Here is a 25,116-nt window from a genome sequence, read left to right as displayed (position 1 = left end):
TATGACCCGTTCGATGAACGATAAACTGGTGACGCTGGCCGGACGTTTGCTGGTTGCCGCCATCCTGATTTTTGTCATGCTGCCCACCATCGTGGTGTTTATCTCCTCGTTTAGCAGCACTGCGGTATTGTTCTTCCCACCGAAAGGCTGGTCGCTGCGCTGGTTTGAGCGTGCGGTGAATTACGATGATTTTCGTCACGGTTTCTATTCCGGGCTGATTGTCACCGCCTGGGCATCCTCGCTGGCTGTGATCATTGGTGCGACGCTGGCGATTGCCATTGAGCGCTACGCCTTCCCGTGTAAGCGAGTGCTGGAAGGTATTCTGTTATCGCCACTGTTTATCCCGCATTTCACCATTGGTTTAGGGCTGCTGATGTTGGTGTCACAGCTGGGGATCGGGCGTGGATACCCACTGGTCATTTTCTGCCACATCGTGCTGGTGTTGCCGTTTGTATTACGCAGCGTCTACGTTTCGCTGAAAAACCTCGAACAGCGTATTGAGATGGCAGCAGCCAGTCTCGGTGCCTCGCCGCTGCGGGTCGTGTGGACCATTACGGTGCCATTAATTTTACCCGGCCTGTTTGGTGGCTGGATGTTTGCTGCAATTCTCTCCTTTAATGAATTTACTGCATCGCTATTTATTACCACCCAGGCCACACAGACTTTGCCGGTCGCCATGTACAACTATGTGCGTGAATTTGCCGATCCAACGCTCGCCGCGTTGTCAGTGATTTATATTGCGGTAACGGCTGCCATGCTGATCATCGCGAATAAGTTCCTGGGGCTCGGAAAGATATTAAACGTTGAAGCCCGTCATTAACTATTCACCATGCGCTTAGGTTTTGCCGAAGCGCTGAATTAAAAAAGCTTGCTTAGCATTAACACGAACAATGATTACGATGATAAATAACCCATCGCGTTCAAATCTATTTAGGGATTTCACATGTCAGTAGAAAAAATTAATACCGTAATCGTCGGTGCTGGTCAGGCGGGCATTGCTATGAGTGAACATCTTTCATTGATGGGTGTCCCGCATATTGTATTTGAACGTTATCGTATTGCAGAGCGCTGGCGTTCAGAGCGCTGGGATTCACTGGTTGCTAATGGCCCCGCCTGGCACGATCGGTTTCCCTCAATGAAATTCGAAAATATTTCTCAGGAAGCATTTCCGCCTAAAGAACGCATGGCTCAATATTTCGAAGATTATGCCAAAATGCTGAATGCGCCGGTTCACACGGGCGTTGAAGTGCATCAGGTTGAACGTCTGACGGGACGCAGCGGTTTTAAAGTGCTGACCTCGATGGGGGAATTTGAAGCGGATAATGTGGTGGCGGCAACCGGGCCATTCCAGAAGCCTTCCTTCCCGCAGATCGTACCGGAAAGTACCCATCTGCATCAGATTCACTCCTCATCCTATAAGAACCCGCAACAGCTGCCAGAAGGCGGGGTGCTGGTGGTGGGTGCCGGCGCATCAGGCTCACAAATTGCTGAAGAGCTGGGTAAAACAGGCCGTAAAGTCTATCTGTCGGTCGGCGAGCACTACCGGCCACCGCGCTCTTATCGTGACCGCGATTATTGCTGGTGGCTGGGCGCATTGGGCTTGTGGGATGAAGTGAAAATCAAGCCGAAAAAAGAGCATGTTGCCTTTGCCGTGAGCGGCTATGAAGGCGGTAAAACCGTTGATTTCCGTCGTCTTGCGCATATGGGCATTACCCTGGTCGGGATTACGCAGCAATGGAATAACGGGGTATTGAGCTTTGCGGATGGTCTGGCAGAGAATATTGCCGAAGGTGATAAAGCGTATTTCGACGTGCTGCGTGATGCCGATGCTTATATTGAGCGTAACGGCCTGGATTTACCGCTGGAGCCACAGGCCTGGGAGTTATTGTCCGATCCTGACTGCCTGATAAATCCTTTAACACAATTAAACCTGGCTGAGGCCGGTATCACCTCTATTATCTGGGCGACAGGGTTTAAATTTGATTTTAGCTGGTTGCAGGCCGACGCATTTGATGAGAAAGGTGTACCTTTCCATAAGCGTGGTATTTCTGCAGAACGTGGCATTTACTTCCTTGGCTTGCCAAATCTGGTGAATCGCGCCTCCTCCTTTATTTACGGTGTGTGGCATGATGCAAAATATATTGCCGATCATATTGTGCTACAGAATGCCTATACCGACTACGAGAAGTCGTAAGTTATCTGTGTGTGTATTTGCGTGATCGCAGGCGGCTAAATGTTATTTTATTTGGCCGCTTTTTTTATCAGGTGGAAAATGACGATTACCTGTATTGAAGAATTACGGCAGCTGGCGAAAAAACGTGTGCCGAAGATGTTTTATGACTATGTCGATGCAGGTTCCTGGACGGAATACAGCTATCGTGCCAACGAATCTGATTTACGTCGCATCGAATTTCGTCAACGTGTCGCGGTGGATATTGCTGAACGCAGTACGATGAGCCGAATGATCGGGCAAGAGGTTGCTATGCCGGTGGCGATCGCCCCCACCGGGCTGACCGGTATGATCCATCCCGATGGTAAAATTCATGCGGCACGCGCAGCGAAAAAATTCGGTATTCCCTTTACGCTCTCTTCCATGAGCATCTGTTCGCTGGAAGCTGTGTCTCAGGCCACAGAGGGACACCCATTTTGGTTCCAGCTGTATGTATTGCGTGACCGGCAGTTCGTGGCAAACCTGATCGATCGCGCTAAAGCGGCTAACTGCAACGCGTTGGTCGTCACCATGGATTTACAGGTCTTTGGCCAGCGCCATAAAGACATCAATAATGGCCTCTCCACGCCGCCGAAAATGACGCTGCGCAATGTGCTGAATATTGCCAGTAAACCGCGCTGGTGCTGGCAGATGCTGAATACGAAACATCGTAATTTTGGCAATATCATCGGGCATGTCAGCGGTGTGGATAACATTGACTCGATGGTTGAGTGGACGGCACAACAGTATGACCCACGGCTCTCATGGCAAGATATCGAATGGATAAAGCGGCATTGGGGCGGCAAGCTGATTGTGAAGGGCATCATGGATGTGGCCGATGCGCAACGGGCCGTTGAAGCGGGGGCCGATGCGTTGATTGTTTCCAACCATGGCGGGCGTCAACTGGACGGCGTGTCTTCGTCAATTACATTGCTGCCGGAAATTGTGGCGGCGGTCGGCGATCGGATTGAAGTACATTTTGATGGTGGCATTCGCTCCGGCCAGGATGTGTTAAAGGCAGTAGCGTTGGGTGCCAGGGGCACCTATATCGGACGCAGTATGCTGTACGGTTTGGGGGCGATGGGTGAAGAAGGGGTGACCACAGCGCTCAGCATCATCCGTAACGAGTTTGATCTGTCGATGGCGTTTTGCGGCAAAACCGGTGTAGCGGACATTGATAGCGGAATTTTACGCGTGCGCTGAAAGACGGGGAAATAGCGGGAGGCTAGTCAGCCTCCCGCCGCGTCATTAAAACACTTCATCCAGCAATTGATACAGGCGTTTGAAGGCACGCTGCGTCACTTCCGGGTGATACTGCGACACGCCAGCATTGTCGGCTTTCGGATCGGTAAATGAGTGCACCGCACCCGCAAAGCTCACCAACTGCCAGTCAACGCCCTTGCTGTTCATCTCATTTGCAAAGGCGGCGAACTTAGATTAAGCAATTGCATGCTGGACTCACCGCACCAAATGTTTAATGTCATATTTAGCATTTCACTTCAGCGTTAAATTTCTGCCATTTTAGGCTGGGCTTTTCCTCCGCCAAGCGTGCTAAGAAAACTGAGCAGGGTGAATACCGTCATAATGCTCACCATAATCCAGGGCGTGCCATTGTTAAGCCCTGCCAGCAGCAGTGAGGAAACAATGCCACTGCCGTATTGCAGAGAACCTATCAGCGCCGATGCTGAACCGGTGGCATTCGGCACGGCATCCAGCGCGGCCGCGGTGGCTGAGGCTGCAATAATCCCGTTCATCGAGAAGAAGATAAAAATACAGATAACCAATCCCGCCAATGCTGCTGGATGCGTTTCCAGTACAAAACACATCACGAATGTCATCAGTGCGGCGATAAAAGAGGCGGATTTCAGCAGCGTCTCCAGCCTGACCTTTTGTACTAAACGTTTATTGAGGGTGCTGACCGTCACCAGACCCAGGATATTAATCGCGAACAGCCAGCCATAATGTTGCGGATCGATACCGAAATAGCTGATATACACCGCAGGCGATCCGACAATAAAGGCGTAAGCGGCAACGTAATAAAAAGTGACGCACAGGGTAAAGCGCATAAAGGTTTTATTCAGCAGCAGCGTGCGATAATTACGCACTATTTGCCGAGATGACGCCTTTACCCGTTTTTCCGCCGGCAGTGTTTCAGGAAGCCAGAGCAGTGAAATGAACATCAATGCGCCGACCACCGCCAGAAACCAGAAAATCACCGGCCATTGCGAGTATCGAATGATTTGCCCACCCATTAAGGGTCCCGCGATTGGGGCGATAGCCATGACAATGATCAACGTCGACAGCATCTGCGCGGCACGTGTACGGGTAAACAGATCGCGAATCATTGCACGTGCCAGCATGGGGCCGGTGCAGGCGCCAGCCGCCTGAATGACGCGCCAGAAGACGATTTGAGACATATCGGTGGAGAGTGCGCATCCCGCTGAACCGATAGCAAAGATAATCATGCCGATGTATAGCGGTGTTTTGCGTCCGAGTTGATCGCTAATCGGGCCCCAGATTAACTGCGCGATGGCAAAGCCAATCAGAAATCCAGTGACCGTCAGTTCCGAATCACCGTGTAACGCGGCTGACATCGCAGGCATGGCCGGAAGATAGATATCGGTAGAGAGTGAAGTAAATGCCATCAGCGCACTGAGAATAATAATAAAGGCGATACCGGTTTTCATATCCGGAGGATGCGTTGCAGTTTTGATATCCATAATGTCTTTTTATGAGAGAAAGGAAGGTGCTGTGCAGTGCCAGGGCTTGAACACAGTATTGGAAACGGGTTGGAGCCTAGCTTAACAAAGGCGAGCGGGATTGATTAGGTGCGTCAGTCTACTAACACCTATGAGAAAGTTTCATTAATGGAATGGTTAACAAGACAAAAGCACATCACCGCCCGAGCAGTGATGTGCTTCAATGCGATTAAGGCTGCTGCGATGCCAGTTGCAGCAGTAGCGCTTTCGCCACATCTTCTGAGCTGGCCGGATTTTGCCCGGTGATCAGATGACCGTCTTCTACGACAAACGGTGCCCAGTCAGCGCCCTTTTGATAATGCGCACCCAGTTTGATGAACTCATCCTCAATCAGGAAAGGCACCACATCGGTGAGTTCAACGGCCGCTTCTTCACTATTCGTAAAGCCGGTGACCTGCTTACCCTGAATGAGCGGGGCACCGCTGGCGGCTTTCACATGACGCAACGCGCCTGGTGCATGGCAGACAAAACCAATCGGCTTATTCGCACGATCAAAAGATTCAATCAACTGGATGGAGTCTGATGACTCCGCGAGATCCCACAGTGGACCGTGGCCGCCAGGATAAAAGACGGTATCGAAATCCTGCTGATCGATGCCTGCCAGCTTCACGGTATTAGCCAGCGCCTGCTGTGCCGCGGCATCAGATTTGAAACGTGCGGTCATTGCGGTCTGAAATTCAGGTAAATCACTTTTTGGATCCAGCGGCGGTTGTCCGCCCGCCGGGGAAGCCAACACCACTTCGGCGCCCGCATCTCTAAACACGAAGTAGGGCGCGGCAAACTCTTCCAGCCAGAAGCCGGTCTTTTTGCCGGTGTTGCCCAGTTCGTCATGGGATGTCAAAACCATCAAAATTTTCATATTCTGTCCTCGATTAATGTTGGTTATTCAGTAATGCGGTCAATGCTGCGCTGTTGTCCTGATAGGGGGCGCGCAGCCGTAAATTCGTGGTGCCGGCCTCATCCTGGATCACAATCGGCTTAGCATGGCTAAAGCGACGGAATCCATGAATCCCGTGATACGCGCCAATCCCGGATGCGCCCACGCCGCCAAATGGCAGGCTGTCGAGAGAAGCATGGGTCATGACATCATTTATCACCAGTGCGCCAGATATCGTGTGCTGCGCCATTAACTGTTGGCGCTGTTCATTGTGGCCAAAGTAGTAGGCGGCCAGTGGTCGCGGATGTGCATTGATATAGCGAATCGCTTCCTTCACCTCTCCGCTGTAGCTTTTAATGGGCAGCAACGGGCCAAAAATCTCTTCCTGCATGACCGCCATCTCCTCGGTGACATCGAGGATCAAATGCGGCGCGATTTTGCGGCTTTGCGCATCAAAGTCCGGCTCGCCGACGGGGGCCAGGCTGACAATGCGCGCCCCTTTGCTACGCGCATCTTCGATCAGATCGACCAGCCGTTGGTAATGACGATCGCTGATAATTGCGGTGTAATCCTCGTTGTTTTGCAACGCTGGGAAAGCCTGCTGCATGAACTGCCGCGACGCGGTGATGAATGCCGCTTCAGCCCCATGCGGAAGCAACAGGTAATCCGGTGAGATACAAATTTGTCCGGCGTTAAAGGTTTTAATGGTCAGGGTTCTGGCGGCGGCTATCGCGACATACGCATCCGCATCGATCACTACCGGCGATTTTCCACCCAACTCCAGCGTGACGGGCACCAGATTTTCCGCCGCTGCACGCATCACATGCTTGCCGACGGCGGTGCTGCCGGTGAAGACCAGATGGTCGAATGGCAGGGCGCTAAAGGCTTGTCCCACGCTGGCGTCACCCAGAACCACGCTGAGCTCATCAGCGGCGAAATAACGCGGTACTAATTCCGCTAATAATGCGGAGGTGTGAGGTGTCAGCTCAGAAGGTTTCAACATTGCCGTGTTGCCTGCGGCAACACACCGGCCAGTGGGCCAAATGCCAGGTTAATGGGAAAATTCCACGGGCTGATAATGCCGACTACGCCTAAGGGTTGCGGTTCGATGCGCGCCTGCATACCCGCAACCGGGACTTCGGCGATCTCCGGCTGCATCCACTGCGCCAGATGCTCAGCGGAGTGCTGCAGCATATTGATGGTGGTCATCAGGTCGGCCGCCTGGGTTTGATAGGCACTGCGATGACCGAAATCGGCGCTGATAGCCGCAGTGAGTGCGGCATGATTGTCGCGAATTAACGCCACGCTGCGCATTAAGCGGTCGCGGCGAAGTGCGGCGTTTGCCGGTGCTGTTTGCAGGTGAGCCTGTTTCATGGTTTGCAGTACATGCAGTAATTCTTGTTGAAGTGACATGATTTTTCCCGTGCGTTTCAAGATGCAGGCAGCTTACTCGCGCTGGTGTTTGACGGCTAACAAGGCTATTTTGGTAGGGGTATAAAATAATTTATGGGTCACTATGTCACTGGTTCGCTTACGAACGTTTATGGAAGTGTATCGGCAGCGGTCGATTTCCGACGCGGCGCGCGCATTGAATCTGACGCAGCCAGCGGTTTCGCAACACATTAGTGGTCTGGAAGTCGCAGTGGGTCGGCCGCTGTTTGAACGTCAGGCCCATGGTGTGATGCCAACGGCTGCAGCCGACGACCTGGCGGCTGATATTGGCAATTCACTGGATACCGCAGAGTCCGCTCTGTCATCGGCACGAGCCCGATCGATGGATGTGAGTGGTACGTTGCAGATTATTGGACATGCAGATTTTATGGCGGAGAAATTATCGGCTGAATTGCTGCCTCTGCTTGAAAGCGGTATTCGCGTGCATATGCACAGTGGTGATGGCCCGTTAGTCGCGCAGATGGTGATTGAAGGGCATTGTGATCTCGGCATTACGGCGCATCCGGTGACCGATCCACGTTTAAAGGGTGAAGTCATTTTTCAGGACCGCGTGGTCGCAGTGGCAGCACCGGCCGTGGCGGCTCGCTTAAATAACAGCGCAGATTTTTCCTCGGATTTAATTAAAGAACCGCTGCTGGCTTATGATTTAAAACTGTCACTGATTGATCACTGGCTGGATAAGAACCGCATTAAATACCAGACGCTGTTACCTGCGGTGGTTGGGCAGGATTTACGTGGCTTGCGAAGTTTACTCTGCGGGGGATTTGGCTGGTCGGTGATGCCGTCATTTTTATGTCAGACGCAAATCGCGCAAGGAGACTTAGTGGTGCTGGATGCGCCAGTAGGAGACACGGAGATTCGCTATCACCTTATCTGGTTACCCAGCGCGCTGCGTCAACCGCGGATTGCCCATGCAAGGCAGGCACTGGTTTGGGGGATGAATAAAGCGTGAGTTTATCAGGCACAAAAAAAGCCGGACATTGTCCGGCTTTCTTCATTAGTGCGAGGGAAAATTACAGCGCCATATCCTGCTTAGCGGATTCTGCGCGCGGCTTAGCCTGCGTAGGGGCAACTGACTGGTCACCCATGTTGATGACCGGTGGTTTGGTCAACTGCAACGTGGCTGCGGTGTTGTCCCAGACCTGCTGAGTCAGTGCGGTATTGCCGTTCAGTTTCTGACCGAAGCTTGGAATGATACCGCGGATCTTCTCTTGCCATTCAGGAGAAGCGAACTGCTCCGGGAACAACTTCTTCATCACGTCCAGGGTGATTGGCGCAGCAGTTGAAGCACCAGGTGATGCACCCAACAGGGCAGCAACGGTTTTCTGCTGATCGGTCACGATTTCGGTACCCAGCTTCAGCACGCCGCCTTTATCCGCATCCTTCTTGATGATCTGTACGCGTTGACCCGCCTGGATCAGTTTCCAGTCTTCTTTGCGTGCGTTCGGATAGTACTCTTTCAGCGCGGCAAAACGATCGTCGTCGTTCAGCATTACCTGGCCAATCAGGTATTTCACCAGGTCAAAGTTATCAATACCAACGTGAGTCATCGGCATGATATTGCTGGTGGTTGTGGCGCTTAACAGATCGAACAATGAGCCGTTTTTCAGATACTTGGTAGAGAAGGTCGCGAAAGGTCCGAACAGCACCACGCGTTTACCGTCCAGGTTACGGGCATCGATGTGTGGAACAGACATCGGTGGCGCACCGACTGAAGCCTGGCCGTACACTTTTTCCAGGTGACGGCTGGTCACTTCTGGATTCTCGGTCATCAGGAACGAACCCCCTACCGGGAAGCCGCCGTAGTTATCCGCTTCAGGAATACCGGTTTTCTGCAGCAGTTTGATGGCTGCGCCGCCTGCACCGATAAACACGTATTTCGCGTCAACCGAACGGTTCTCGCCGCTCTTCACATCTTTGATAGTGACGTGCCATGAGTTATCGCTGTTGCGTTTGAAATCAGTGACTTCTGAAGAGGTTTCTAATTTGAAATTCTGATCTTTCTTCAGGCTGCCAATCAACTGGCGGGTGATTTCACCGTAGTTAACGTCAGTACCCACTGGCGTCCAGGTGGCCGCCACTTTCTGATTAGGATCGCGACCTTCCATCACCAGCGGAGCCCACTGCTCAATCTGCTTGTGATCGGTTGAGAACTTCATGCCCTGGAACAGGGTGGTTTTTTGCAGTGCATCGTAACGTTTGGTCAGATACTCAACGTTTTGATCGCCCCAAACAAAGCTCATATGCGGCGTAGAGTTGATAAATGAACGCGGATCATGCATCACACCACGCTGAACCTGAGAGGTCCAGAACTGGCGGGAAATCATGAAGGCTTCGTTGATTTCCAGCGCCTTGCTCACGTCAATTGAACCGTCTGCACGCTCTGGCGTGTAGTTCAGCTCCATGTTAGCCGAGTGGCCCGTGCCTGCGTTGTTCCAGCCGTTAGAGGATTCCAGCGCTACGCCATCCAGACGCTCAACCATCAGCTGCTTCCAGCCTGGTTGCAGTTCCTGTAGCCAGGTTCCCAGTGAGGCGCTCATGACGCCGCCGCCAATCAACAGGACATCGGTTTTTTCTGGTGCGTTTTCAGCGTGGACCACTGAAGAAACAAGCAGCGCTGCCAGTGAAAGGGCAGACACGATTTTTTTAGAGTGAGTCATTCTGATCCTGATCTTTGTACTTTGCAGGTGAACGTTAAATTTTCGGTTTGCAAATTAAAATATTGTTACGAAAAGATTAACTTGTTTTTAGTTAATAAAGTATTGGTGTTAATTACTTAACTTACATAAAACCATTGAGGTGGGAATTTAAGCAATCAATGCGAAAGGTAGGGGGATATATCCGTTGCTACTGCGCGGTTATTCTTTATAACGAGCATCTCGACTTAGGTCAAATAAAACACGATGACAGTGGGTTAAATAATGATTTCCAAAGAAGGTGCGCATTTCTGCGCACCACGCCAACTACTGCGCGCGAACTTTAACCCCGCGTTTTAGCGACATCCCGTATCCCAGCACTGCGCAGCCAGCAATGAACCACGGAATCATCTTCACCACGCTGGAATCACTACCGCTTAAGGATTGCAGATTGTTGACGACCAAAATAATCGTCACGCTCATGCACACCATTGATAGCAACGGTGCCCAAAACACAGTGAATTGTTTTTCATCATGGTCTATCCGACGAAAGAACAGCACCACGGCAGCGGAGACGCCGAGTTGTAAAATGAGAATACACAGTGTGGCGACGGCAGAACCAATGGCAAAGATGTGCACCATCGGGTCCAGACCCGCGCTGCCCATACCTGCCAGTAGCATCAGCATGATCACGCTGTGAACGTGGCTGGCGTTGTGCGGCGTGCCGTTGGTGGGATGAGTTTTACATAACTCTTTCCAGATCAAACCATCGCGGCTAATACTGAACAAATAACGTGAAATATTGTTATGAAACGCTAGCGCTGCCGCAAATAAGCTGGTGATAAGCAGTACCGACATGGTTTCTACGGCCCACTCTCCAACATATTGCTGTGTAATGTTAAACACGAAATTACCGGGATCTTTGCTGGCAATTGCGACAATTTGTTCAAAACCGTATGCCTGCACCAGTGACCAACTGGTGAAACAGAAAAATGCCGTGATCAGTAACAAGGCACATATCGTGGCACGCGGCACAGTTTTATGTGGGTCACGGCACTCTTCAGCATAAATGGCGGTGGATTCAAAACCGATGAACGCTGCGATGGTGAAAATAAAGGCGATGCCGAGGTTGCCCTGCATAAACACCGACGGCTCAAACGATTGGAAGCTGTATGGACCGACTTTTTTGATCAGCAGCATCACGTCGGTGAGTAACACAATGGCCACTTCCGCCAGCATTAATATGCCGAGTAATTTTCCACCGACTTCGACTCGTTTAATGCTCAATACCCAACACACCAGCACAAATAGCATGCTCAATGCCCACCAGGGAATATGGGCAGAGAAGTGCTCTTCAATAAACAGCTGTGTGAAAAATCCCAGCATCGCCACGATGGCAATCTGGATGGAGATATACGCCATCAACGCTAAAACTGACGCGGAGGCGCCCCAGTTTTCGCCCATTCCTTTAGAGATATAGGTATAAAAGGCGCCCGCATTATTCACATGACGGCTCATGGCAATAAAGCCCACGGCAAATAACATCAAAATAATGCACGAGAGGATATAAAACACCGGAATGCCACCGCCATTGCCGGAAATAATCGCTACCGGCAAACCGCCCACCACGCCTGTCAGCGGCGAGGCTGCCGCGACGACAAAAAAGACCAGAGAAAACAAACCCAACGTATTTTTGCGTAAGCCGGAATCCGTATTCATCGCCAAAGCCCTCAACCGCTAAGAGAAAGTTCTCAGGCAATCTTTGCCGCCTGAGGCAGGTAACATAGCGGCATCATTTCTCAGCTGAGTATCTGGCGGATAGAAAAAATCGGACAGCGTCACAGTGCAACGCTGCACTCTTTTAGTGCTCAGTGGAAACGCAAGCGATGGAAATAAGCATCATGCGAAATACGCCGCTGATAATCACAGGGCGTGGTGCTGATAAACTTTTTAAATTCGCGCAGGAAGTGCGACTGATCGCTAAATCCAAGATCAAAGGCCAGATCGCTAAAGGACACTTCCTGCTGCAAGTGAATGCTGCCCAGCGCCGACTGGCAACGCAAAATGCGACTGAAAGCCTTGGGAGACATCCCCGTATCCTGGCGAAACTGACGCTGAATAGTGCGGCAGGTGTAACCGGTCAATGCTTCCAGTTGGTCAATGCGAATATTGCCTTTCTGCTGACGCATCGTCTGGATAATCAATGATGTTACGGCTGATGCTTTGCGCACCAACCGTGGTGTGAAAAAGGCGTTGAATAAAGCAATCTGCCGCGAAAAATCGCGTGTCTGAACGATCTGCTCAAAGGCCAGCCGTGCATCCGGTACCACATCAAGGAAATTGAACTCGCGATCGGGAATCTCTTCTGCCATCACATCCAGGAAATCAGGAATGATGCCTGGCGCGAAGCGCACACCAAAATAGTGATGATTATGTTGCATATCTGCACCGCGCGCTTCCAGCGTGGTGCCACAGACACGAGCAGCAGGACGCTGTGCATCGCAATCAAATACGATATCCACGCAACCATCCGGTATCGCCAACGTCATGCAGGCATTCTGCGCCACTTCAAAACTGTAGAAATGTGAAATCGCCGGGTTATCCGATGCGATCACCGAATAGTGTCGTGCGGCATTGAGCACAAACCAAGGTTGCTCGGGCTGGAAACCACTGTGGCGATACAAAGGGAATTGTGTCATGGCGTGCTCCGCAACGGGCTAGATAGAGCCTGAGTAATGCAAGCGTTGTGCCACGCCTGCGTTTCGCCATGTCGCAAATATTCAATACAGCCGGACATCTGACGCGTTATTTCTATTTCACACAGCGAAAAACCCCGTTAATACGACGATGTAAGCCTGTGACATCGCTATATATGGCAATTTTCGCGACAGCGGGACATCGACCAAAAGACTGATTGAAGAGGCGACCTATGAGTGATTCAACCCGGATCGATTTTATTTACCTGTCGGAGCAAGACATGATTCGTGCAGGCGTGACCGATATGTCCGCCTGTGTGGACACCATGGAAGAGATGTTTGGGCTGCTGTATCACGGCGACTATCGTATGGCGGGCGCGAATAATGACTCGCATGGTGCAATGGTAACTTTCCCGGAAAACTCACCGTTTCCAACCATGCCAAAACCCACTGCTGACCGCCGCATGATGGCGATGCCCGCGTATTTGGGCGGCAATTTCTGTACCGCAGGTGTGAAGTGGTATGGCTCCAACATCGCTAACCGTGAAAAAGGTCTGCCACGCTCGATTCTGATGTTCACCCTGAATGATGCTGATACTGGCGCCCCTCTGGCGCACATGTCCGCCAACCTGTTGTCCGCATATCGCACCGGTGCTGTGCCTGGCGTGGGGGCACGCCATCTGGCACGTAAAGATTCGCGGGTAATTGGTCTGCTAGGACCGGGTGTGATGGGCAAGACCGCCGTAGCCGCTTTTATCGCCGTCTGTCCGCATATCGACACTATTAAAGTCAAAGGACGTGGGCAGCGGAGCCTCGATAACTTCCTGACCTGGGTGCAAGAAACCTATCCACAAATCAAGCACGTCGAGATTGTTAATACGTTAGAGGAAGTGGTTCGCGGTAGTGACATTGTCACTTATTGCAGCTCTGGTGAAGTCGGTGATCCGAACACTTATCCATTAGTGAAACGTGAGTGGGTCAAGGCGGGAGCGTTTTTGGCGATGCCTGCATTGTGCAACATTGACGATGGCATGGAGCAGCCGGACGTCCGCAAGGTGCTGGATAACACGGGCCTATATCACGCCTGGTTTGAAGAGGTGCCGAAACCTGCCCATCGCACCATTCCGATTATCGGAGTGCGCTTCATGGATATGGTGGCCGAGGGACAGCTGCAAGCTGAGCAGTTGGAAGACATCGGCAAGATCGTCGCCGGTGATGCGCCCGGACGTCAAAACGATCAAGAGATCATCATCATGTCAGTCGGGGGTATGCCGGTTGAAGACGTTGCATGGGGCACGGTGCTATATCGCAACGCGCTGGAAAAAGGCATCGGCGTCAAACTTAACCTGTGGGAAACACCCGTTTTAAGCTAACCAACCAATTGAAAGAGAAAACATTATGACGCATATCATCAAAGTTAAAACCGGTTCCAGGTTTGAAGAGCAAGCCAGTTACTCACGTATTGTGGCAGTCGATAATTGGATTTATGTCTCCAATACCGCAGGACGCAACCCGCTAACCAAAGAAATTCCCGCTGATTTGCGTGAACAGACCTTACAGGTATTTACCAACATCGAAGCGGCCTTAGCGGCAATTGATGCTTCACTGCAGGATGTGGTGTGTTCGCGCGTCTTTATTCAGAACCCGGATGATGTTCCCACCGTGATGGCGATCATTGGCGAGAAGTTCCGTGGTATTAACCCGGCGTCAACCGTGACCTGTCCTCCGCTGGGCTCGACCGTCTACAAAGTCGAACTGGAAGTCACAGCATACCGCGGCGCAGGTAAAGCCGAGGTTCAGGAAATTACCGTGGCCCTGTAAGGGCGGGAGATACGCTATGGCACCAGTTATTACGCCCGTGGTCACCTCGCCAATGATGCCGGATACCAGCACTGTGGTGATCATTGGCGGTGGCATTGTAGGGTTAACGGCCGCGCTGACACTTGCGGAGCGCAACATTCCGGTGGTGGTGCTGGAAAAAGGGCGTATCGCGGGTGAGCAGTCATCACGCAATCTGGGCTGGATCCGTAAAACCAGCCGTGCGCTGGAGGATATCCCTCTGGCCCAGGCCGCTGACCGTTTATGGGCGCAGATGGCCACGCGTGTGGGAAGCGATGTGGGTTACCGTCAGGCCGGCATCATGTTTATTGCTCGCAATGAAAAGCAGATGGCAATGCATGAAAACTGGCTAAAGGGCGTGAACGCCGCTGGACTGGACACCCGACTGCTTAGCAATAGCGAGATTGCGATGCGCGTGCCCGGTGGCGCGGAAAAATGGGCGGGCGGTATTTTTACCGCCTCTGATGGACGTGCAGAACCCACGCTCGCAGCCAGCGCCATTGCTAAAGCGGCCATGGCAAAGGGCGCGATTATCATTGAGCACTGTGCTGTGCGTGGTTTAGCCACCAGCAACGGCAAGGTCAGTGGTGTGGTAACGGAGCGTGGTGAGATTCGTTGCGATCAGGTGTTACTCGCTGCCGGTGCCTGGTCACGTCGCTTCCTCGGCAATCTCGGCATTAATTTGCCAGCCTTGCCACTGATTTGCTCGGTCATGCGTACCAAACCGCTGCAAGGACCCGCCAACATCGCGGTGGGTGCGCCAGATTTTTCATTCCGTCAGCATCAGGATGGCGGTTTCATCATCACGCAACGCGGTGCGCTGGATGCCCCCTTGACGCTTGACCATTTATTAATTGGGACGCGCTATATGCCTCAATTACGCCATGCCCGCGACAACTTGCGAATTTCACTGGGCAAATATTTCCTCAAGGATCTGGCGATGGCACGTCGCTGGCGCAACGATCGACGCACACCTTTTGAGAAAGTCCGTACACTGGATCCGCTAGCTAATCCGGCATTGAACGGGGAAGCGATGCGTAATCTCAATGCCGCCTGGCCGATGTTTAAGCAAGCCGTCATGGCTGAGTCATGGGCGGGCGTCATTGATGTGACGCCAGATTCCAACCCGGTGATTGGCCCTGTGGCGTCAATGCCAGGATTGACGCTGGCCACCGGTTTTTCAGGCCACGGTTTTGGGACATCACCGGCTGCAGGGCAGTTAGCGGCGGATTTGGTGACTGGGCATCCACCGCTCATCGATCCCACGCCTTATCGCTTTGAGCGTCTGATTTCTTCCCATTAACTCAGGGGCGACTGGTTAGTCGCCCGTAGGTTACATTTCATAAATCATTGCATCACATATCGTGTTCATTAACTCACCCACACCTGTATTACCCTAGAGTCTCTAATGACTTGTTAATACTTTATGTGGGCAATCGCATGGCTAACAAAACACTGTATGAAAAACTGATCGATCAGCATGTCGTACGTAAGTTAGACGATGAAGGGCATGTGTTGCTCTATATTGATCGGTCTATCTTGAATGAATACACCAGCCCGCAGGCATTCAGTGGCCTGCGTGAACATCAACGCCCTGTTCGCCATCCCGCCACCATCTTGCTCAACGTGGATCATGTGAATCCGACCAGACCGGAACGTGATGAAGCCATGACTGATGCCGGTGGACAGTTGCAAGTCGACTATTTCCGTCAGAACGCCGCCCATTTTGGTATCGAACTGTTTGATGTGATGGACCCACGCCAGGGAATTGAACATGTGGTCGCACATGAACAAGGATTGGTGATGCCCGGCATGGTGATTGCTGCCGGTGACAGCCACACCACCACCTACGGTGCATTTGGCGCACTGGGTTTCGGTATCGGGACGTCCGAAATTGAACACTTGCTGGCGACACAAACCCTGATTTATCGCCGATTAAAAACCCTGCAAGTGAAGGTCGAAGGCGAGTTGCCTTATGGTTGTTCCGCCAAGGACATCATTCTGGCGCTGATTGAACGTATTGGTGCCTCAGGTGCGACCGGGTATGCCATCGAATTCTGCGGAGCAACCATTGATGCACTGAGCATGGAAGGTCGCATGACCCTGTGTAATATGGCCGTTGAAGCAGGCGCACGCGGAGCGATTATCGCGCCGGATGAAAAGGTGTTTGCCTATATTGAAGGCAAACCACAAATGCCGACTGGCGATCTTTGGCAGCAAGCAAAAAGTGAGTGGCTTACGCTGCGTAGCGATGAAGAGGCGAAATTTGACCGCGCGTTGACCCTGGATTGCAGCAATCTCGAACCGAAAGTCACCTGGGGCATTAGCCCGGACCAAACCAGTGCAATCAGCGGGCGAGTACCGGATCCCGCACTGGAAAAAGATTTAATCAAACAGCAGGCGCTGAAAACGGCGTTGAAATATATGGGCCTGGAGCCCGGCACGCCGCTGGAAAGTATCGCCATTACCCATGCGTTTATTGGCTCCTGTACCAATGGCCGAATTGAAGATCTCCGTGCTGCCGCTGCGGTGATTGGTGAACGTAAAATTGCCCGCCACGTGCGCGGAATCATTGTGCCGGGTTCGACTCAAGTCCGTCAGCAAGCGGAAGCTGAAGGGTTAGCCCGCATCTTCATCGATGCCGGATTTGAGTGGCGGCAGTCAGGGTGCTCAATGTGCCTTGCAATGAATGAAGATGTCCTGGCACCCGGCGACCGCTGTGCTTCTGGCACCAATCGCAACTTTCCCGGCCGACAAGGGGCGGGTGCTCGCACGCATTTGATGAGCCCAGCGATGGTGGCCGCTGCTGCGTTAGCCGGCCATCTGGTCGATGTTCGTAGTTTGATGACAGTAGAGGGTTAAAATGGAAGCATTTCACAGTATCACCGGCAAAATCGCACCTTTACCCGCCGCCAACATCGACACAGATGTCATCATGCCCAAGCAATTCCTCAAGGGCATTGACCGCCAGGGGCTTGATCGGGGGGTATTCTTCGATCTGCGCTTCCTGGCTGACGGCTCACCAAATCCTGATTTCATCCTGAATCAACCCGGTTGGGAGCAGGCTGCATTTCTACTGGTAGGCGCCAACTTTGGCTGTGGCTCCAGCCGTGAACACGCGGTGTGGGGACTGAATCAGCTGGGGATTCGTGCCCTTATTGGCACGAGCTTTGCGGGTATCTTCGACGACAACTGCCAACGTAATGGTGTGCTGACTCTGACATTAAGTGAAGAAGCGTATCAACAACTGAGCGAAGCGACTCTCGATGCCGCACATAATGAAATCACGATATCGCTGGAACATCAGACCCTCTGCTTTAATAATCAAACACTGCACTTTGAGGTCAGCGCGTTAAAACGCGAGATGTTGTTGGGTGGAGGCAGTGCGGTTGACTGGACATTGCAGTACGAGCCTGACATTGCGCAGTTCGAAAAACAGCATTTTGCCCAACGTCCGTGGTTGCAGCGGGTAAAAGGACAACAAGATGAGTGAAATGACGGATCGAGGCGCATCACCGTTTATCGACGGTTTTGCTTTAAAGGATGTAAAACTCGCTAATGGTGTGACACTGCGTGTTGCCACAGGCGGCGAAGGCTCGCCGTTACTGATGTTGCATGGCCATCCACAGAACCATCTGGCATGGCGTAAAGTGGCACCGCAGTTGGCGAAAAAATACCAGGTGATACTGCCGGATTTGCGCGGATACGGCGACAGTGACAAGCCGGCAAGCGATGAGCAACATCTTACCTACGCGAAACGCAGCATGGCGGATGACATCAGCCTGCTGATCGATGCGTTGGGACTGGATCATGTGGCTTTCGTGGGGCACGATCGTGGCGCTCGGGTCGGGCACCGACTGGCGCTCGACCATCCTGAAAAGGTCACCTGTTGTACTTTTGTCGATATTGCACCCACAGCGACAATGTATGCGAAAACGGATAAAGCCTTTGCCACACGCTATTTCTGGTGGTTCTTTTTGATCCAACCGTATCCGCTGCCGGAGACCATGATCGGCCAGGATCCGGCATTTTTCCTGAGAAAACATATCGAGGGTCAGTTGAAAACACCGGGTGCCACATCAGAAGCGGTGTTTAACGATTATCTGCGCTGTTATCAGCAACCTGAGATGATTCATGCGGTGTGTGAAGACTATCGCGCTGCTGCGACCATCGATTTAGAACATGATGCGCAGGACAGCGAGAAACGTATTGCTTGCCCACTGCAGTTGCTTTGGGGCGAGAAGGGCACAGTGGGTCAATTATACGATGTCGTTTCGACCTGGCAGGATAAAGCCGTTGACGTGAAGGGTGCCGCACTGCCTTGTGGGCACTCCCCGCAGGAAGAGATCCCAGAGGTGTTTTTGGCGCAGCTACAAGGCTTCCTCGATTCTGTGCTATAACCCTCAGATGCCCGTTAACAGTGTGATGCCATGAAGCAAGAGCTTGCCGGAAAAAACGTCCAGAAACCCTTGCAGGGCTGGCCTGCTATCGAAGATCTCTATGTTTTCATCAGTGTGGCGCGCCACGACGGTTTTGGGCGCGCCGCAGTGGAACTTGGCCAGTCTCCTTCCTATATCAGTAAACGCATTGCTATTTTGGAGAAGCAGCTGGATACCCGACTGTTTTTCAGAACCAACCGGGTGATGCGCCTGACACCCGAAGGTGAGAAGGCGTTGGAGGGGGCACAGCAGGTGCTTCAGGAAATGGATGCCTTCCTCAGCAATTTCCGGCAGTGGCGTGGGGAACTGACCGGCGATATGACAGTAGGCTGCTCGATGGGTTTTGGGCAGGATTATCTCTCTGACGCCATCTCCGCCTTTATCTCTCAGCACCCGTCATTGAATATCAAGCTGATCCTTAGCGACCGGGAAATTGATTTAATGCAGTCGGGGACCGACGTGGATATTCAGGTTGGTGACGACCTCAATCACGCCTATATTGCACGCAAACTGGCCGCCAATCGGCGAATTCTCTGCGCATCTCCTGACTATTTATCCCAATCAGTGCCACTCAATTCTTTGGATGATTTAATTCATCACAGCTGTCTTATCATTAATGAAAAGCACAGTACCTTTGGCAATTGGCCGCTGACTGACGGGGAACAAAAGATATTGTGTCGTCTGAATAGTCATTATTCATCGAACAGTGGCAAGGTTATTCTTAATTGGGCCTTGAAGTCGCACGGTATTGCTCTGCGCTCTGCATGGGATGTCGAACCCTATCTGGCGCGGGGGGAATTAGTGCATGTATTACCGCAGTGGTATCAGGAAGCGAATATCTGGGCAGTGTATACGCAACGGACTTCAGAATCGCCGCGCATAAAAGTCTTTATTGATTTTTTGGTGCAATACTTCGCAGAAAAAAGCCTGTCACGGGAGTGGCAGGCTTAATTTAGGCTTGGATACGTAGGTTAACATCAGCCGTACGCCACTTTGCTGTTAATGTGGTACAGCGTGGCAGTCGCTGCCATCACATGCTGACCATCATGGCCCGGCTCATGCGATTCGACATCCGTAATGTGATAACCGACAGCGCCAGCGGCAAGCGTCTTTTTCACTATCGCGTCAGTCAACTCTTCCATCGACGTGGCCCAGCTCACTGAAGTGAAGCCGACTGGGTGAATGGATGAGAGTTCGCGATGAGTGAGGTCAGCACGGACTAATACTGGTTTAACATTTTGCGGTGTGAAAATAGAAATCACGTCGTTAATAAGTTCTTTCATGGTCTTACTCCTCAAAATAACAACTGAGCCGATTTCGAAGCGACACGTTTTATTGTTCATGATTGATTTATTAAACCCGGCAGTTGCGCACGGCAGGTAATCGGCGCCGGTAGGCTTAATAAACACCTTTTGAGGTTATGCGTTTTAGCTTTAATTGCTAATTAGTTGTTAAGAAAAGTTCAGCCACAACTCTGATAAACTTTAGGGGATATTTTTTCATCTGCTTACATTTAGGGCGGACTATTTAATCAGTTGGGGCGCACTATGCGCCCCATTTTGTTAAAACTCGCGTTGTCCACCTAACTCGATCACTCGATTCGGTGGAATGTTGAATTGCTCATGTGCCCGTAACGCATTACGTTGGCAGAAGTGGAAGATGCCACCTTTAACTCGCGCCAACCCTTTGCGCTTTTTCATCACCAGTGTGTCGTGTGAGGTAAAGAACGAGGCTTCATTGACGGTACAACCAAAGCCTTCTAACCCACATAAATGCAACACTTCAGCCATTGAAGGAACCTCACGCCACCCATACGCCGCCGTAACTTGCCAGAATGACGGTGACAACTGCGTAATGGTAATGCGTTGTTGGTTGTGCACGCGCGGGGTATCGGTGGTACGAATATTCAGCAACACCACGCGTTTGTGCAGCACGCGGTTATGTTTGAGGTTATGCAGCAGGGCTTGTGGGATCTCAAACTCTTTACGAGCGAGGAAAATCGCCGTTCCCGGCACGCGACTCGGCGGATTAGTTTCCAGCGACTTCACCAGAGCCTGAAGGCTTTCGGGGTCGTTATTCAACTTTCTAATTAACCGATTACGCTCGGTGCTCCAGATCAGCATTAACCCCATCATGGTCAGTGCCATGACCACCGGCACCCATCCACCGGATAACAACTTCATCAAGTTGGCGGCGAACAGGGGGATATCAATGGTCAACATACAGATGAGAAATACCAATGCCAGCGGTAGCGGCCATTTCCAGTTACGCAGCGCCACCACGCCAGCCAGACAAGCGGTGATCACCATGGTGCCCGTCACCACAATACCGTACGCCGAGGAGAGGGCTGAGGATTGGCGGAACGCCAGCACGATCACGGTGACTGCAACAAAAAGCAGCCAGTTAACCACCGGAATATAGATCTGCCCGGATTCGGTATGTGAGGTAAACACAATACGCATCGGGGGGAGGAAGCCCTGGCGAATCGCCTGATGCGTCAGGGTGTAAACACCAGAAATCACAGACTGTGCCGCGATAACGGTGGCGAGCGTTGAGAGTACGATGAGCGGGATCTGCCCCCAGCCAGGTGCAAGGTTAAAGAAAGGGTTATTGATGGCTTTAGCGTCGGCGATAACCAGCGCACCCTGTCCAAAATAGTTGAGCACCAACGCGGGCATCGCTATCACCAGCCAGGCCATACGAATGGGCGCTTTACCGAGGTGCCCCATGTCAGCATACAGTGCTTCGGCACCCGTCACTGCCAGCACCACCATACCGAGCGCGGCAAAGGAAAGCGCCTTATGCGTCAATAAAAACGTCAGCGCATAGGAAGGGCTGAGAGCGTGGAGCACAGTGGGATTGAGTGCGATCCCGCGAATCCCTAATAAGCCAATCGAGACAAACCAGATAAACATGACAGGGCCAAACACTTTACTGACTTTCTCAGTGCCATGTTTTTGGATCATAAACAGCAGCGTCAGAATCACGACCGCCAGGGGAACGACAAACTTGTCCAGGTGCGGTGAAACGACTTCCATCCCTTCAATCGCGGATAAAACGGATATCGCTGGTGTGATAATTCCGTCACCGTAAAAGAATGCCCCGCCGGTGAGTCCCGCTAACACAATAATATGGCCGATTTTCGTGCTGACATGGCGGCGAGCCAATGACATCAGCGTCAAAATGCCGCCTTCGCCGTCGTGGTCGGCCCGCATGACGAAACAGACGTATTTCAATGTCACGATGAGTGTGAGCGCCCAAAAAATCAGCGATAAGAAGCCCATGACGGCGATAGTGGATAGAGAGCCATCGGGCAAGATTGAAAGACACTCTTTCAAGGTATACAGCGGGCTGGTACCGATATCACCAAACACGATCCCTGCGGCGGCCAGCATGCCAGCAGGCAGAGATTGTTTCTCGGTCTGACTCATAGATTTCCTGTTTCTTTTCAGCGTGGAGCAGCGATGGCTGTGTATGACGGCGAACATACCTTTTTCCCTGCCAGGTGAATAGCAGGTGGCGATTTTATGCACTGCATTTTTACGCCAGGCAGTGAAATTTTTACGCCATTTTTATATCTCGGTTTACTTTTTGATCTCAGAATAGTCGATAAACCAGAAGCAAACTGACGACTGGCGATCATAAATTCACCACAGTTAAACGGTGACTAACCGGAACGTATTTTTCCCACCACCACCCAAACGCATTTATCCGCCATTTATCTTGCCTGATCTACATTCGACGCAATCCTTTTGATCAAAACTGACCTGTAGATCGACACTATGAATACGATTCTTGTTACTGGCGCGACTGGCTTCCTGGGCGGCGCGGTTACCGTGAATTTTTTAAAGAAAAGAGAAAATAACCGTTTGCTCCTGTTAGTGCGCGGTGATTCACCGTCCGAAGGATTGACCCGGCTTCAAGGTAATTTGGCCAAGTTCGGTGTGGATGCCAGTTTGCTGAATACGTTAACTACAGAAAATATTTTAATCGGGGATTTGGCTGAGCCGGAACGATTCACGGACGATCCGCGACTGGATGCGGTGACACATGTGATGAACTGCGCCGCCGTCGCCTCATTTGGTACCAACCCTTATATTTGGAAAGTGAACGTCGAAGGGACGTTCCAGTTTGCCCGCCGTATGAGCCAGGTAAGTGGTTTGAAACGATTCATTCACGTAGGAACTGCTATGTCCTGCGCCCCCGAAGCCAATACCCTGGTGACCGAAAGCGAATTGAATACGCTGCGCGATCAGCACATTGTGGAATACACCTGGAGTAAAGCCACGGTGGAAAAAATGATGACCGAATCGCTGCCGAATCTGCCACTGGTCATTGCTCGGCCTTCTATCGTGGTTGGCCATTCCGATCACGGCTGCACCCCATCGCCGAGTATTTTCTGGGTGTTCCGCATGGCCCTCACGCTGGGTAAGTTCATGTGTGAACTGGAGGACCGCATTGATGTGGTGCCAGTGGATTACTGTGCAGATGCATTGGAATTGTTGCTGACCGCCGAGAACGTCGATAAAAGCATTATTCATATTTCTGCTGGCCTCAACAGCAGTGTGACCTTTGCCGAAATTGATAAAGCGATGGCAAAGGCCTCAGGTCAAATTCCGGTGGCAGAGACGTATCAAAAGGTCAACTACCGTGAGTTGGCTGAAAGTAAGAAAAGCTTCTCGTCTCTGTTTGGACCCTGCAACGAGCGTATAGTGCTGAGAGCGATGAATCTCTATGGCCACTTTTCAAAGCTCAATGTGGTTTTCAGCAATGATAAATTGCTGGAGTTGGGCATGCCGCCATCATCAAAATTCACTGATTATCTGCATCGCTGCGTCACCTCGACGAAAGATGCAACCATTGCGGAATTAATGGAAGTGGATTTTAAATAACCTCAACGCGAAATGCTGATATGACATGATTGTCAGTTGAGCTGTCTGTTGCCAAACCTTTCAAGCCGAGCCTTTATAGGGGTGTCCTGTAGGACGCCCCTATAATATAGGCTATTACCAGCCTTTAATAATATCGCCTTTATAAATCTCGTTAGCTTTATCCAGCACTTGCTGTGACTGGAAGGCTTCTTTCAATTTCTGCACGTTGGCGCTGTCTTTATTGTCTTCACGCGCCACGATGGCATTCACGTATGGCGAGGCTTTGCCTTCCATAAACATGCCGTCACGCGAGGCAGAAAGATTCACCAGCGCAGCAAAATTGTTATTGATGATCGAAATATAAACCTGCGGATCGTCTAGCGTACGTGCCAACTGCGGGGTATCGACTTCAACGATTTTCAGCTTCTTAGGATTGTCTGTGATATCCAGTGTCGTCGGCAGCAGACCCGCTTCCGGCTTCACTTTGATCAGACCTTGTGCTTGTAGCAATAGCAGACTGCGGCCCAGCGTGGTCGCTTCGTTAGAAATAGTGACAGTGGCGCCTTCAGGCAACTCGGCCAGAGTTTTAATCTTGCGCGAGTATCCTGCAATCGGGAATACGAAGGTGTTGGTAACGACAGCAAATTTATAGCCGCGCTCTTTTGACTGCATTTCCAGGTAAGGCAGGCTTTGGAAGGCGTTGACATCAACATCTTTATTGCGCAGCGCCTCGTTTGGCTGCACGTAATCGTTAAATGCAACGACATCGACATCCAGATGATACTTATCATGCGCTACCTGCTTCACGGTCTGCCAGATCGCCTCATCAGGTCCGGTATTAATCGCAACTTTGATGGCATTATCTTTTTGGTTATCGCATGCGCTGAGCAGGGAAACGGCGGCAGCGAGCAGGGTGGAAAGCACAATTTTTTTCATGACACAGGTCCCTTAGAAACGTAGGGGAAGGACTATAATATACGTCTGGACGTCTGTACATCCATTGCGAACGCGTTCGCTTGAATTTCATGCAGCTCAAAAAATCGCTCAATCATACTTTTTAGTCATTAATCCCCGTGACTGACATTGTGCTTTGCTGATATATCCAACAGGAAATAATTTAGATAAAACGAAGTTTTCAGGCTCAGAGATGCAAGCTGAAGCATGACCTCAACTTGAGATCGATCTCATTTATCAGAATTTCTGAGGGTTAGCGGAATGTGGGTTGTCGAATGTCATTAGAATTTTCGCAAAACGTAATATTAATATAACTGCATTGTGCGTCTTGATACTTACAAGATAATCTGTTGAAGCAGATTATCTTGTTATAGATCGGGAGAA

At 51.4% G+C, this 25,116-nt stretch carries 20 protein-coding genes and 2 pseudogenes; 12 read left to right on the top strand and 10 right to left on the bottom strand.

Translation table 11 applies throughout. The annotated features are described in order from the left end of the window. Position 1 precedes the first annotated feature (1 nt). The 3 genes from IAE30_RS04645 to IAE30_RS04635 all read left to right on the top strand — a co-directional run bounded on the left by IAE30_RS04645 (position 2) and on the right by IAE30_RS04635 (position 3,412). A complete protein-coding gene (locus tag IAE30_RS04645) occupies positions 2–820 on the top strand; it encodes an ABC transporter permease (protein WP_045815577.1) in 819 nt (272 codons plus the stop codon). Positions 821–943: 123 nt separating this feature from the next. Then, positions 944–2,194: an NAD(P)/FAD-dependent oxidoreductase gene (locus tag IAE30_RS04640; protein WP_200677829.1), complete on the top strand. Its 1,251-nt coding sequence runs from the start codon at positions 944–946 to the stop codon at positions 2,192–2,194. Between the two features lie 78 nt (positions 2,195–2,272). After that, the gene (locus tag IAE30_RS04635; RefSeq protein ID WP_200677831.1) at positions 2,273–3,412 is read left to right on the top strand and encodes an alpha-hydroxy acid oxidase; all 1,140 of its coding nucleotides are present in this window, start codon (positions 2,273–2,275) and stop codon (positions 3,410–3,412) included. A gap of 45 nt (positions 3,413–3,457) precedes the next feature. On the opposite strand, the pseudogene IAE30_RS04630 reads toward IAE30_RS04635, so the two are convergent. The 4 genes and pseudogenes from IAE30_RS04630 to IAE30_RS04615 form a co-directional block, all read right to left on the bottom strand. Beyond that, a pseudogene (locus IAE30_RS04630) lies at positions 3,458–3,622 on the bottom strand (dienelactone hydrolase family protein); the annotation flags it as partial. A gap of 92 nt (positions 3,623–3,714) precedes the next feature. Further along, a complete protein-coding gene (locus IAE30_RS04625; RefSeq protein WP_200677833.1) occupies positions 3,715–4,929 on the bottom strand; it encodes a multidrug effflux MFS transporter in 1,215 nt (404 codons plus the stop codon). A gap of 208 nt (positions 4,930–5,137) precedes the next feature. Beyond that, positions 5,138–5,827, bottom strand: coding sequence for a type 1 glutamine amidotransferase domain-containing protein (locus IAE30_RS04620; RefSeq protein ID WP_200677835.1), 690 nt, complete (start codon positions 5,825–5,827; stop codon positions 5,138–5,140). A gap of 13 nt (positions 5,828–5,840) precedes the next feature. Continuing rightward, positions 5,841–7,219: pseudogene (locus IAE30_RS04615) on the bottom strand (coniferyl aldehyde dehydrogenase). A gap of 142 nt (positions 7,220–7,361) precedes the next feature. On the opposite strand from IAE30_RS04615, the gene IAE30_RS04610 reads away from it, so the two are divergent. Continuing rightward, entirely contained in the window at positions 7,362–8,249 is an 888-nt protein-coding gene (locus IAE30_RS04610; protein WP_200677837.1) for a LysR family transcriptional regulator, read from the top strand. A 61-nt stretch (positions 8,250–8,310) separates the two neighbouring features. On the opposite strand, the gene mqo is transcribed toward IAE30_RS04610, so the two are convergent. The 3 genes from mqo to IAE30_RS04595 form a co-directional block, all read right to left on the bottom strand. Next, positions 8,311–9,957, bottom strand: a complete 1,647-nt coding sequence (gene mqo, locus IAE30_RS04605) for a malate dehydrogenase (quinone) (protein ID WP_045815569.1) — start codon at positions 9,955–9,957, stop codon at positions 8,311–8,313. Between the two features lie 303 nt (positions 9,958–10,260). Further along, positions 10,261–11,652, bottom strand: a complete 1,392-nt coding sequence (locus IAE30_RS04600) for an APC family permease (RefSeq protein WP_200677840.1) — start codon at positions 11,650–11,652, stop codon at positions 10,261–10,263. 149 nt (positions 11,653–11,801) lie between these two features. Further along, positions 11,802–12,632 carry a helix-turn-helix domain-containing protein gene (locus IAE30_RS04595; protein WP_200538486.1) on the bottom strand — a complete coding sequence of 277 codons (831 nt, stop codon included), beginning with the start codon at positions 12,630–12,632 and terminating at the stop codon, positions 11,802–11,804. 230 nt (positions 12,633–12,862) lie between these two features. Between IAE30_RS04595 and IAE30_RS04590 the strand changes: the two genes are divergently transcribed. The 7 genes from IAE30_RS04590 to IAE30_RS04560 all read left to right on the top strand — a co-directional run bounded on the left by IAE30_RS04590 (position 12,863) and on the right by IAE30_RS04560 (position 19,858). Further along, complete coding sequence (locus IAE30_RS04590; protein WP_200538487.1) at positions 12,863–14,002, top strand: tyramine oxidase subunit B; 1,140 nt, start codon at positions 12,863–12,865, stop codon at positions 14,000–14,002. Between the two features lie 25 nt (positions 14,003–14,027). Beyond that, positions 14,028–14,450: a RidA family protein gene (locus tag IAE30_RS04585; RefSeq protein WP_200538488.1), complete on the top strand. Its 423-nt coding sequence runs from the start codon at positions 14,028–14,030 to the stop codon at positions 14,448–14,450. Positions 14,451–14,466: 16 nt separating this feature from the next. After that, positions 14,467–15,771: an FAD-binding oxidoreductase gene (locus tag IAE30_RS04580; protein ID WP_200677842.1), complete on the top strand. Its 1,305-nt coding sequence runs from the start codon at positions 14,467–14,469 to the stop codon at positions 15,769–15,771. A 137-nt stretch (positions 15,772–15,908) separates the two neighbouring features. Continuing rightward, a complete protein-coding gene (gene leuC, locus IAE30_RS04575; RefSeq protein ID WP_200677844.1) occupies positions 15,909–17,330 on the top strand; it encodes a 3-isopropylmalate dehydratase large subunit in 1,422 nt (473 codons plus the stop codon). Between the two features lies 1 nt (position 17,331). Further along, a complete protein-coding gene (gene leuD / locus IAE30_RS04570; RefSeq protein WP_045815562.1) occupies positions 17,332–17,961 on the top strand; it encodes a 3-isopropylmalate dehydratase small subunit in 630 nt (209 codons plus the stop codon). After that, positions 17,954–18,868 (top strand): alpha/beta fold hydrolase, encoded by a 915-nt coding sequence (locus IAE30_RS04565; protein ID WP_200677846.1) that lies wholly within the window; start codon positions 17,954–17,956, stop codon positions 18,866–18,868. The genes leuD and IAE30_RS04565 overlap by 8 nt, the downstream gene beginning before the upstream one ends. 30 nt (positions 18,869–18,898) lie before the next feature. After that, on the top strand, positions 18,899–19,858 hold the full coding sequence (locus IAE30_RS04560) for a LysR family transcriptional regulator (protein WP_200677848.1): 960 nt from the start codon (positions 18,899–18,901) through the stop codon (positions 19,856–19,858). A gap of 26 nt (positions 19,859–19,884) precedes the next feature. Here the strand turns inward: IAE30_RS04560 and IAE30_RS04555 are convergent, their stop codons facing one another. Continuing rightward, positions 19,885–20,190 (bottom strand): DUF1471 domain-containing protein, encoded by a 306-nt coding sequence (locus tag IAE30_RS04555; protein ID WP_045815559.1) that lies wholly within the window; start codon positions 20,188–20,190, stop codon positions 19,885–19,887. 279 nt (positions 20,191–20,469) lie between these two features. Continuing rightward, a complete protein-coding gene (gene kup, locus IAE30_RS04550; RefSeq protein ID WP_200677850.1) occupies positions 20,470–22,338 on the bottom strand; it encodes a low affinity potassium transporter Kup in 1,869 nt (622 codons plus the stop codon). A 351-nt stretch (positions 22,339–22,689) separates the two neighbouring features. Here kup and IAE30_RS04545 point away from each other — a divergent pair, with 351 nt between their 5' ends. After that, the gene (locus IAE30_RS04545; RefSeq protein WP_200677852.1) at positions 22,690–23,799 is read left to right on the top strand and encodes an SDR family oxidoreductase; all 1,110 of its coding nucleotides are present in this window, start codon (positions 22,690–22,692) and stop codon (positions 23,797–23,799) included. Between the two features lie 114 nt (positions 23,800–23,913). Here the strand turns inward: IAE30_RS04545 and IAE30_RS04540 are convergent, their stop codons facing one another. After that, the gene (locus tag IAE30_RS04540) at positions 23,914–24,714 is read right to left on the bottom strand and encodes a MetQ/NlpA family ABC transporter substrate-binding protein (RefSeq protein WP_045832522.1); all 801 of its coding nucleotides are present in this window, start codon (positions 24,712–24,714) and stop codon (positions 23,914–23,916) included. Positions 24,715–25,116 lie beyond the last annotated feature (402 nt).

It is taken from the genome of Pantoea sp. S61, assembly GCF_016625145.1.
Lineage (GTDB): Bacteria > Pseudomonadota > Gammaproteobacteria > Enterobacterales > Enterobacteriaceae > Pantoea > Pantoea rwandensis_B.
This window is presented reverse-complemented; position numbering and strand designations above follow the sequence as displayed.

Excerpts from the sequence above, each read along its gene's own strand:
- IAE30_RS04645 (WP_045815577.1), top strand. The coding sequence starts at position 2 with ATGACCCGTTCGATGAACGATAAACTGGTGACGCTGGCCGGACGTTTG.
- IAE30_RS04640 (WP_200677829.1), top strand. The coding sequence starts at position 944 with ATGTCAGTAGAAAAAATTAATACCGTAATCGTCGGTGCTGGTCAGGCG.
- IAE30_RS04635 (WP_200677831.1), top strand. The coding sequence starts at position 2,273 with ATGACGATTACCTGTATTGAAGAATTACGGCAGCTGGCGAAAAAACGT.
- IAE30_RS04625 (WP_200677833.1), bottom strand. The coding sequence starts at position 4,929 with ATGGATATCAAAACTGCAACGCATCCTCCGGATATGAAAACCGGTATC.
- IAE30_RS04620 (WP_200677835.1), bottom strand. The coding sequence starts at position 5,827 with ATGAAAATTTTGATGGTTTTGACATCCCATGACGAACTGGGCAACACC.
- IAE30_RS04610 (WP_200677837.1), top strand. The coding sequence starts at position 7,362 with ATGTCACTGGTTCGCTTACGAACGTTTATGGAAGTGTATCGGCAGCGG.
- mqo (WP_045815569.1), bottom strand. The coding sequence starts at position 9,957 with ATGACTCACTCTAAAAAAATCGTGTCTGCCCTTTCACTGGCAGCGCTG.
- IAE30_RS04600 (WP_200677840.1), bottom strand. The coding sequence starts at position 11,652 with ATGAATACGGATTCCGGCTTACGCAAAAATACGTTGGGTTTGTTTTCT.
- IAE30_RS04595 (WP_200538486.1), bottom strand. The coding sequence starts at position 12,632 with ATGACACAATTCCCTTTGTATCGCCACAGTGGTTTCCAGCCCGAGCAA.
- IAE30_RS04590 (WP_200538487.1), top strand. The coding sequence starts at position 12,863 with ATGAGTGATTCAACCCGGATCGATTTTATTTACCTGTCGGAGCAAGAC.
- IAE30_RS04585 (WP_200538488.1), top strand. The coding sequence starts at position 14,028 with ATGACGCATATCATCAAAGTTAAAACCGGTTCCAGGTTTGAAGAGCAA.
- IAE30_RS04580 (WP_200677842.1), top strand. The coding sequence starts at position 14,467 with ATGGCACCAGTTATTACGCCCGTGGTCACCTCGCCAATGATGCCGGAT.
- leuC (WP_200677844.1), top strand. The coding sequence starts at position 15,909 with ATGGCTAACAAAACACTGTATGAAAAACTGATCGATCAGCATGTCGTA.
- leuD (WP_045815562.1), top strand. The coding sequence starts at position 17,332 with ATGGAAGCATTTCACAGTATCACCGGCAAAATCGCACCTTTACCCGCC.
- IAE30_RS04565 (WP_200677846.1), top strand. The coding sequence starts at position 17,954 with ATGAGTGAAATGACGGATCGAGGCGCATCACCGTTTATCGACGGTTTT.
- IAE30_RS04560 (WP_200677848.1), top strand. The coding sequence starts at position 18,899 with ATGAAGCAAGAGCTTGCCGGAAAAAACGTCCAGAAACCCTTGCAGGGC.
- IAE30_RS04555 (WP_045815559.1), bottom strand. The coding sequence starts at position 20,190 with ATGAAAGAACTTATTAACGACGTGATTTCTATTTTCACACCGCAAAAT.
- kup (WP_200677850.1), bottom strand. The coding sequence starts at position 22,338 with ATGAGTCAGACCGAGAAACAATCTCTGCCTGCTGGCATGCTGGCCGCC.
- IAE30_RS04545 (WP_200677852.1), top strand. The coding sequence starts at position 22,690 with ATGAATACGATTCTTGTTACTGGCGCGACTGGCTTCCTGGGCGGCGCG.
- IAE30_RS04540 (WP_045832522.1), bottom strand. The coding sequence starts at position 24,714 with ATGAAAAAAATTGTGCTTTCCACCCTGCTCGCTGCCGCCGTTTCCCTG.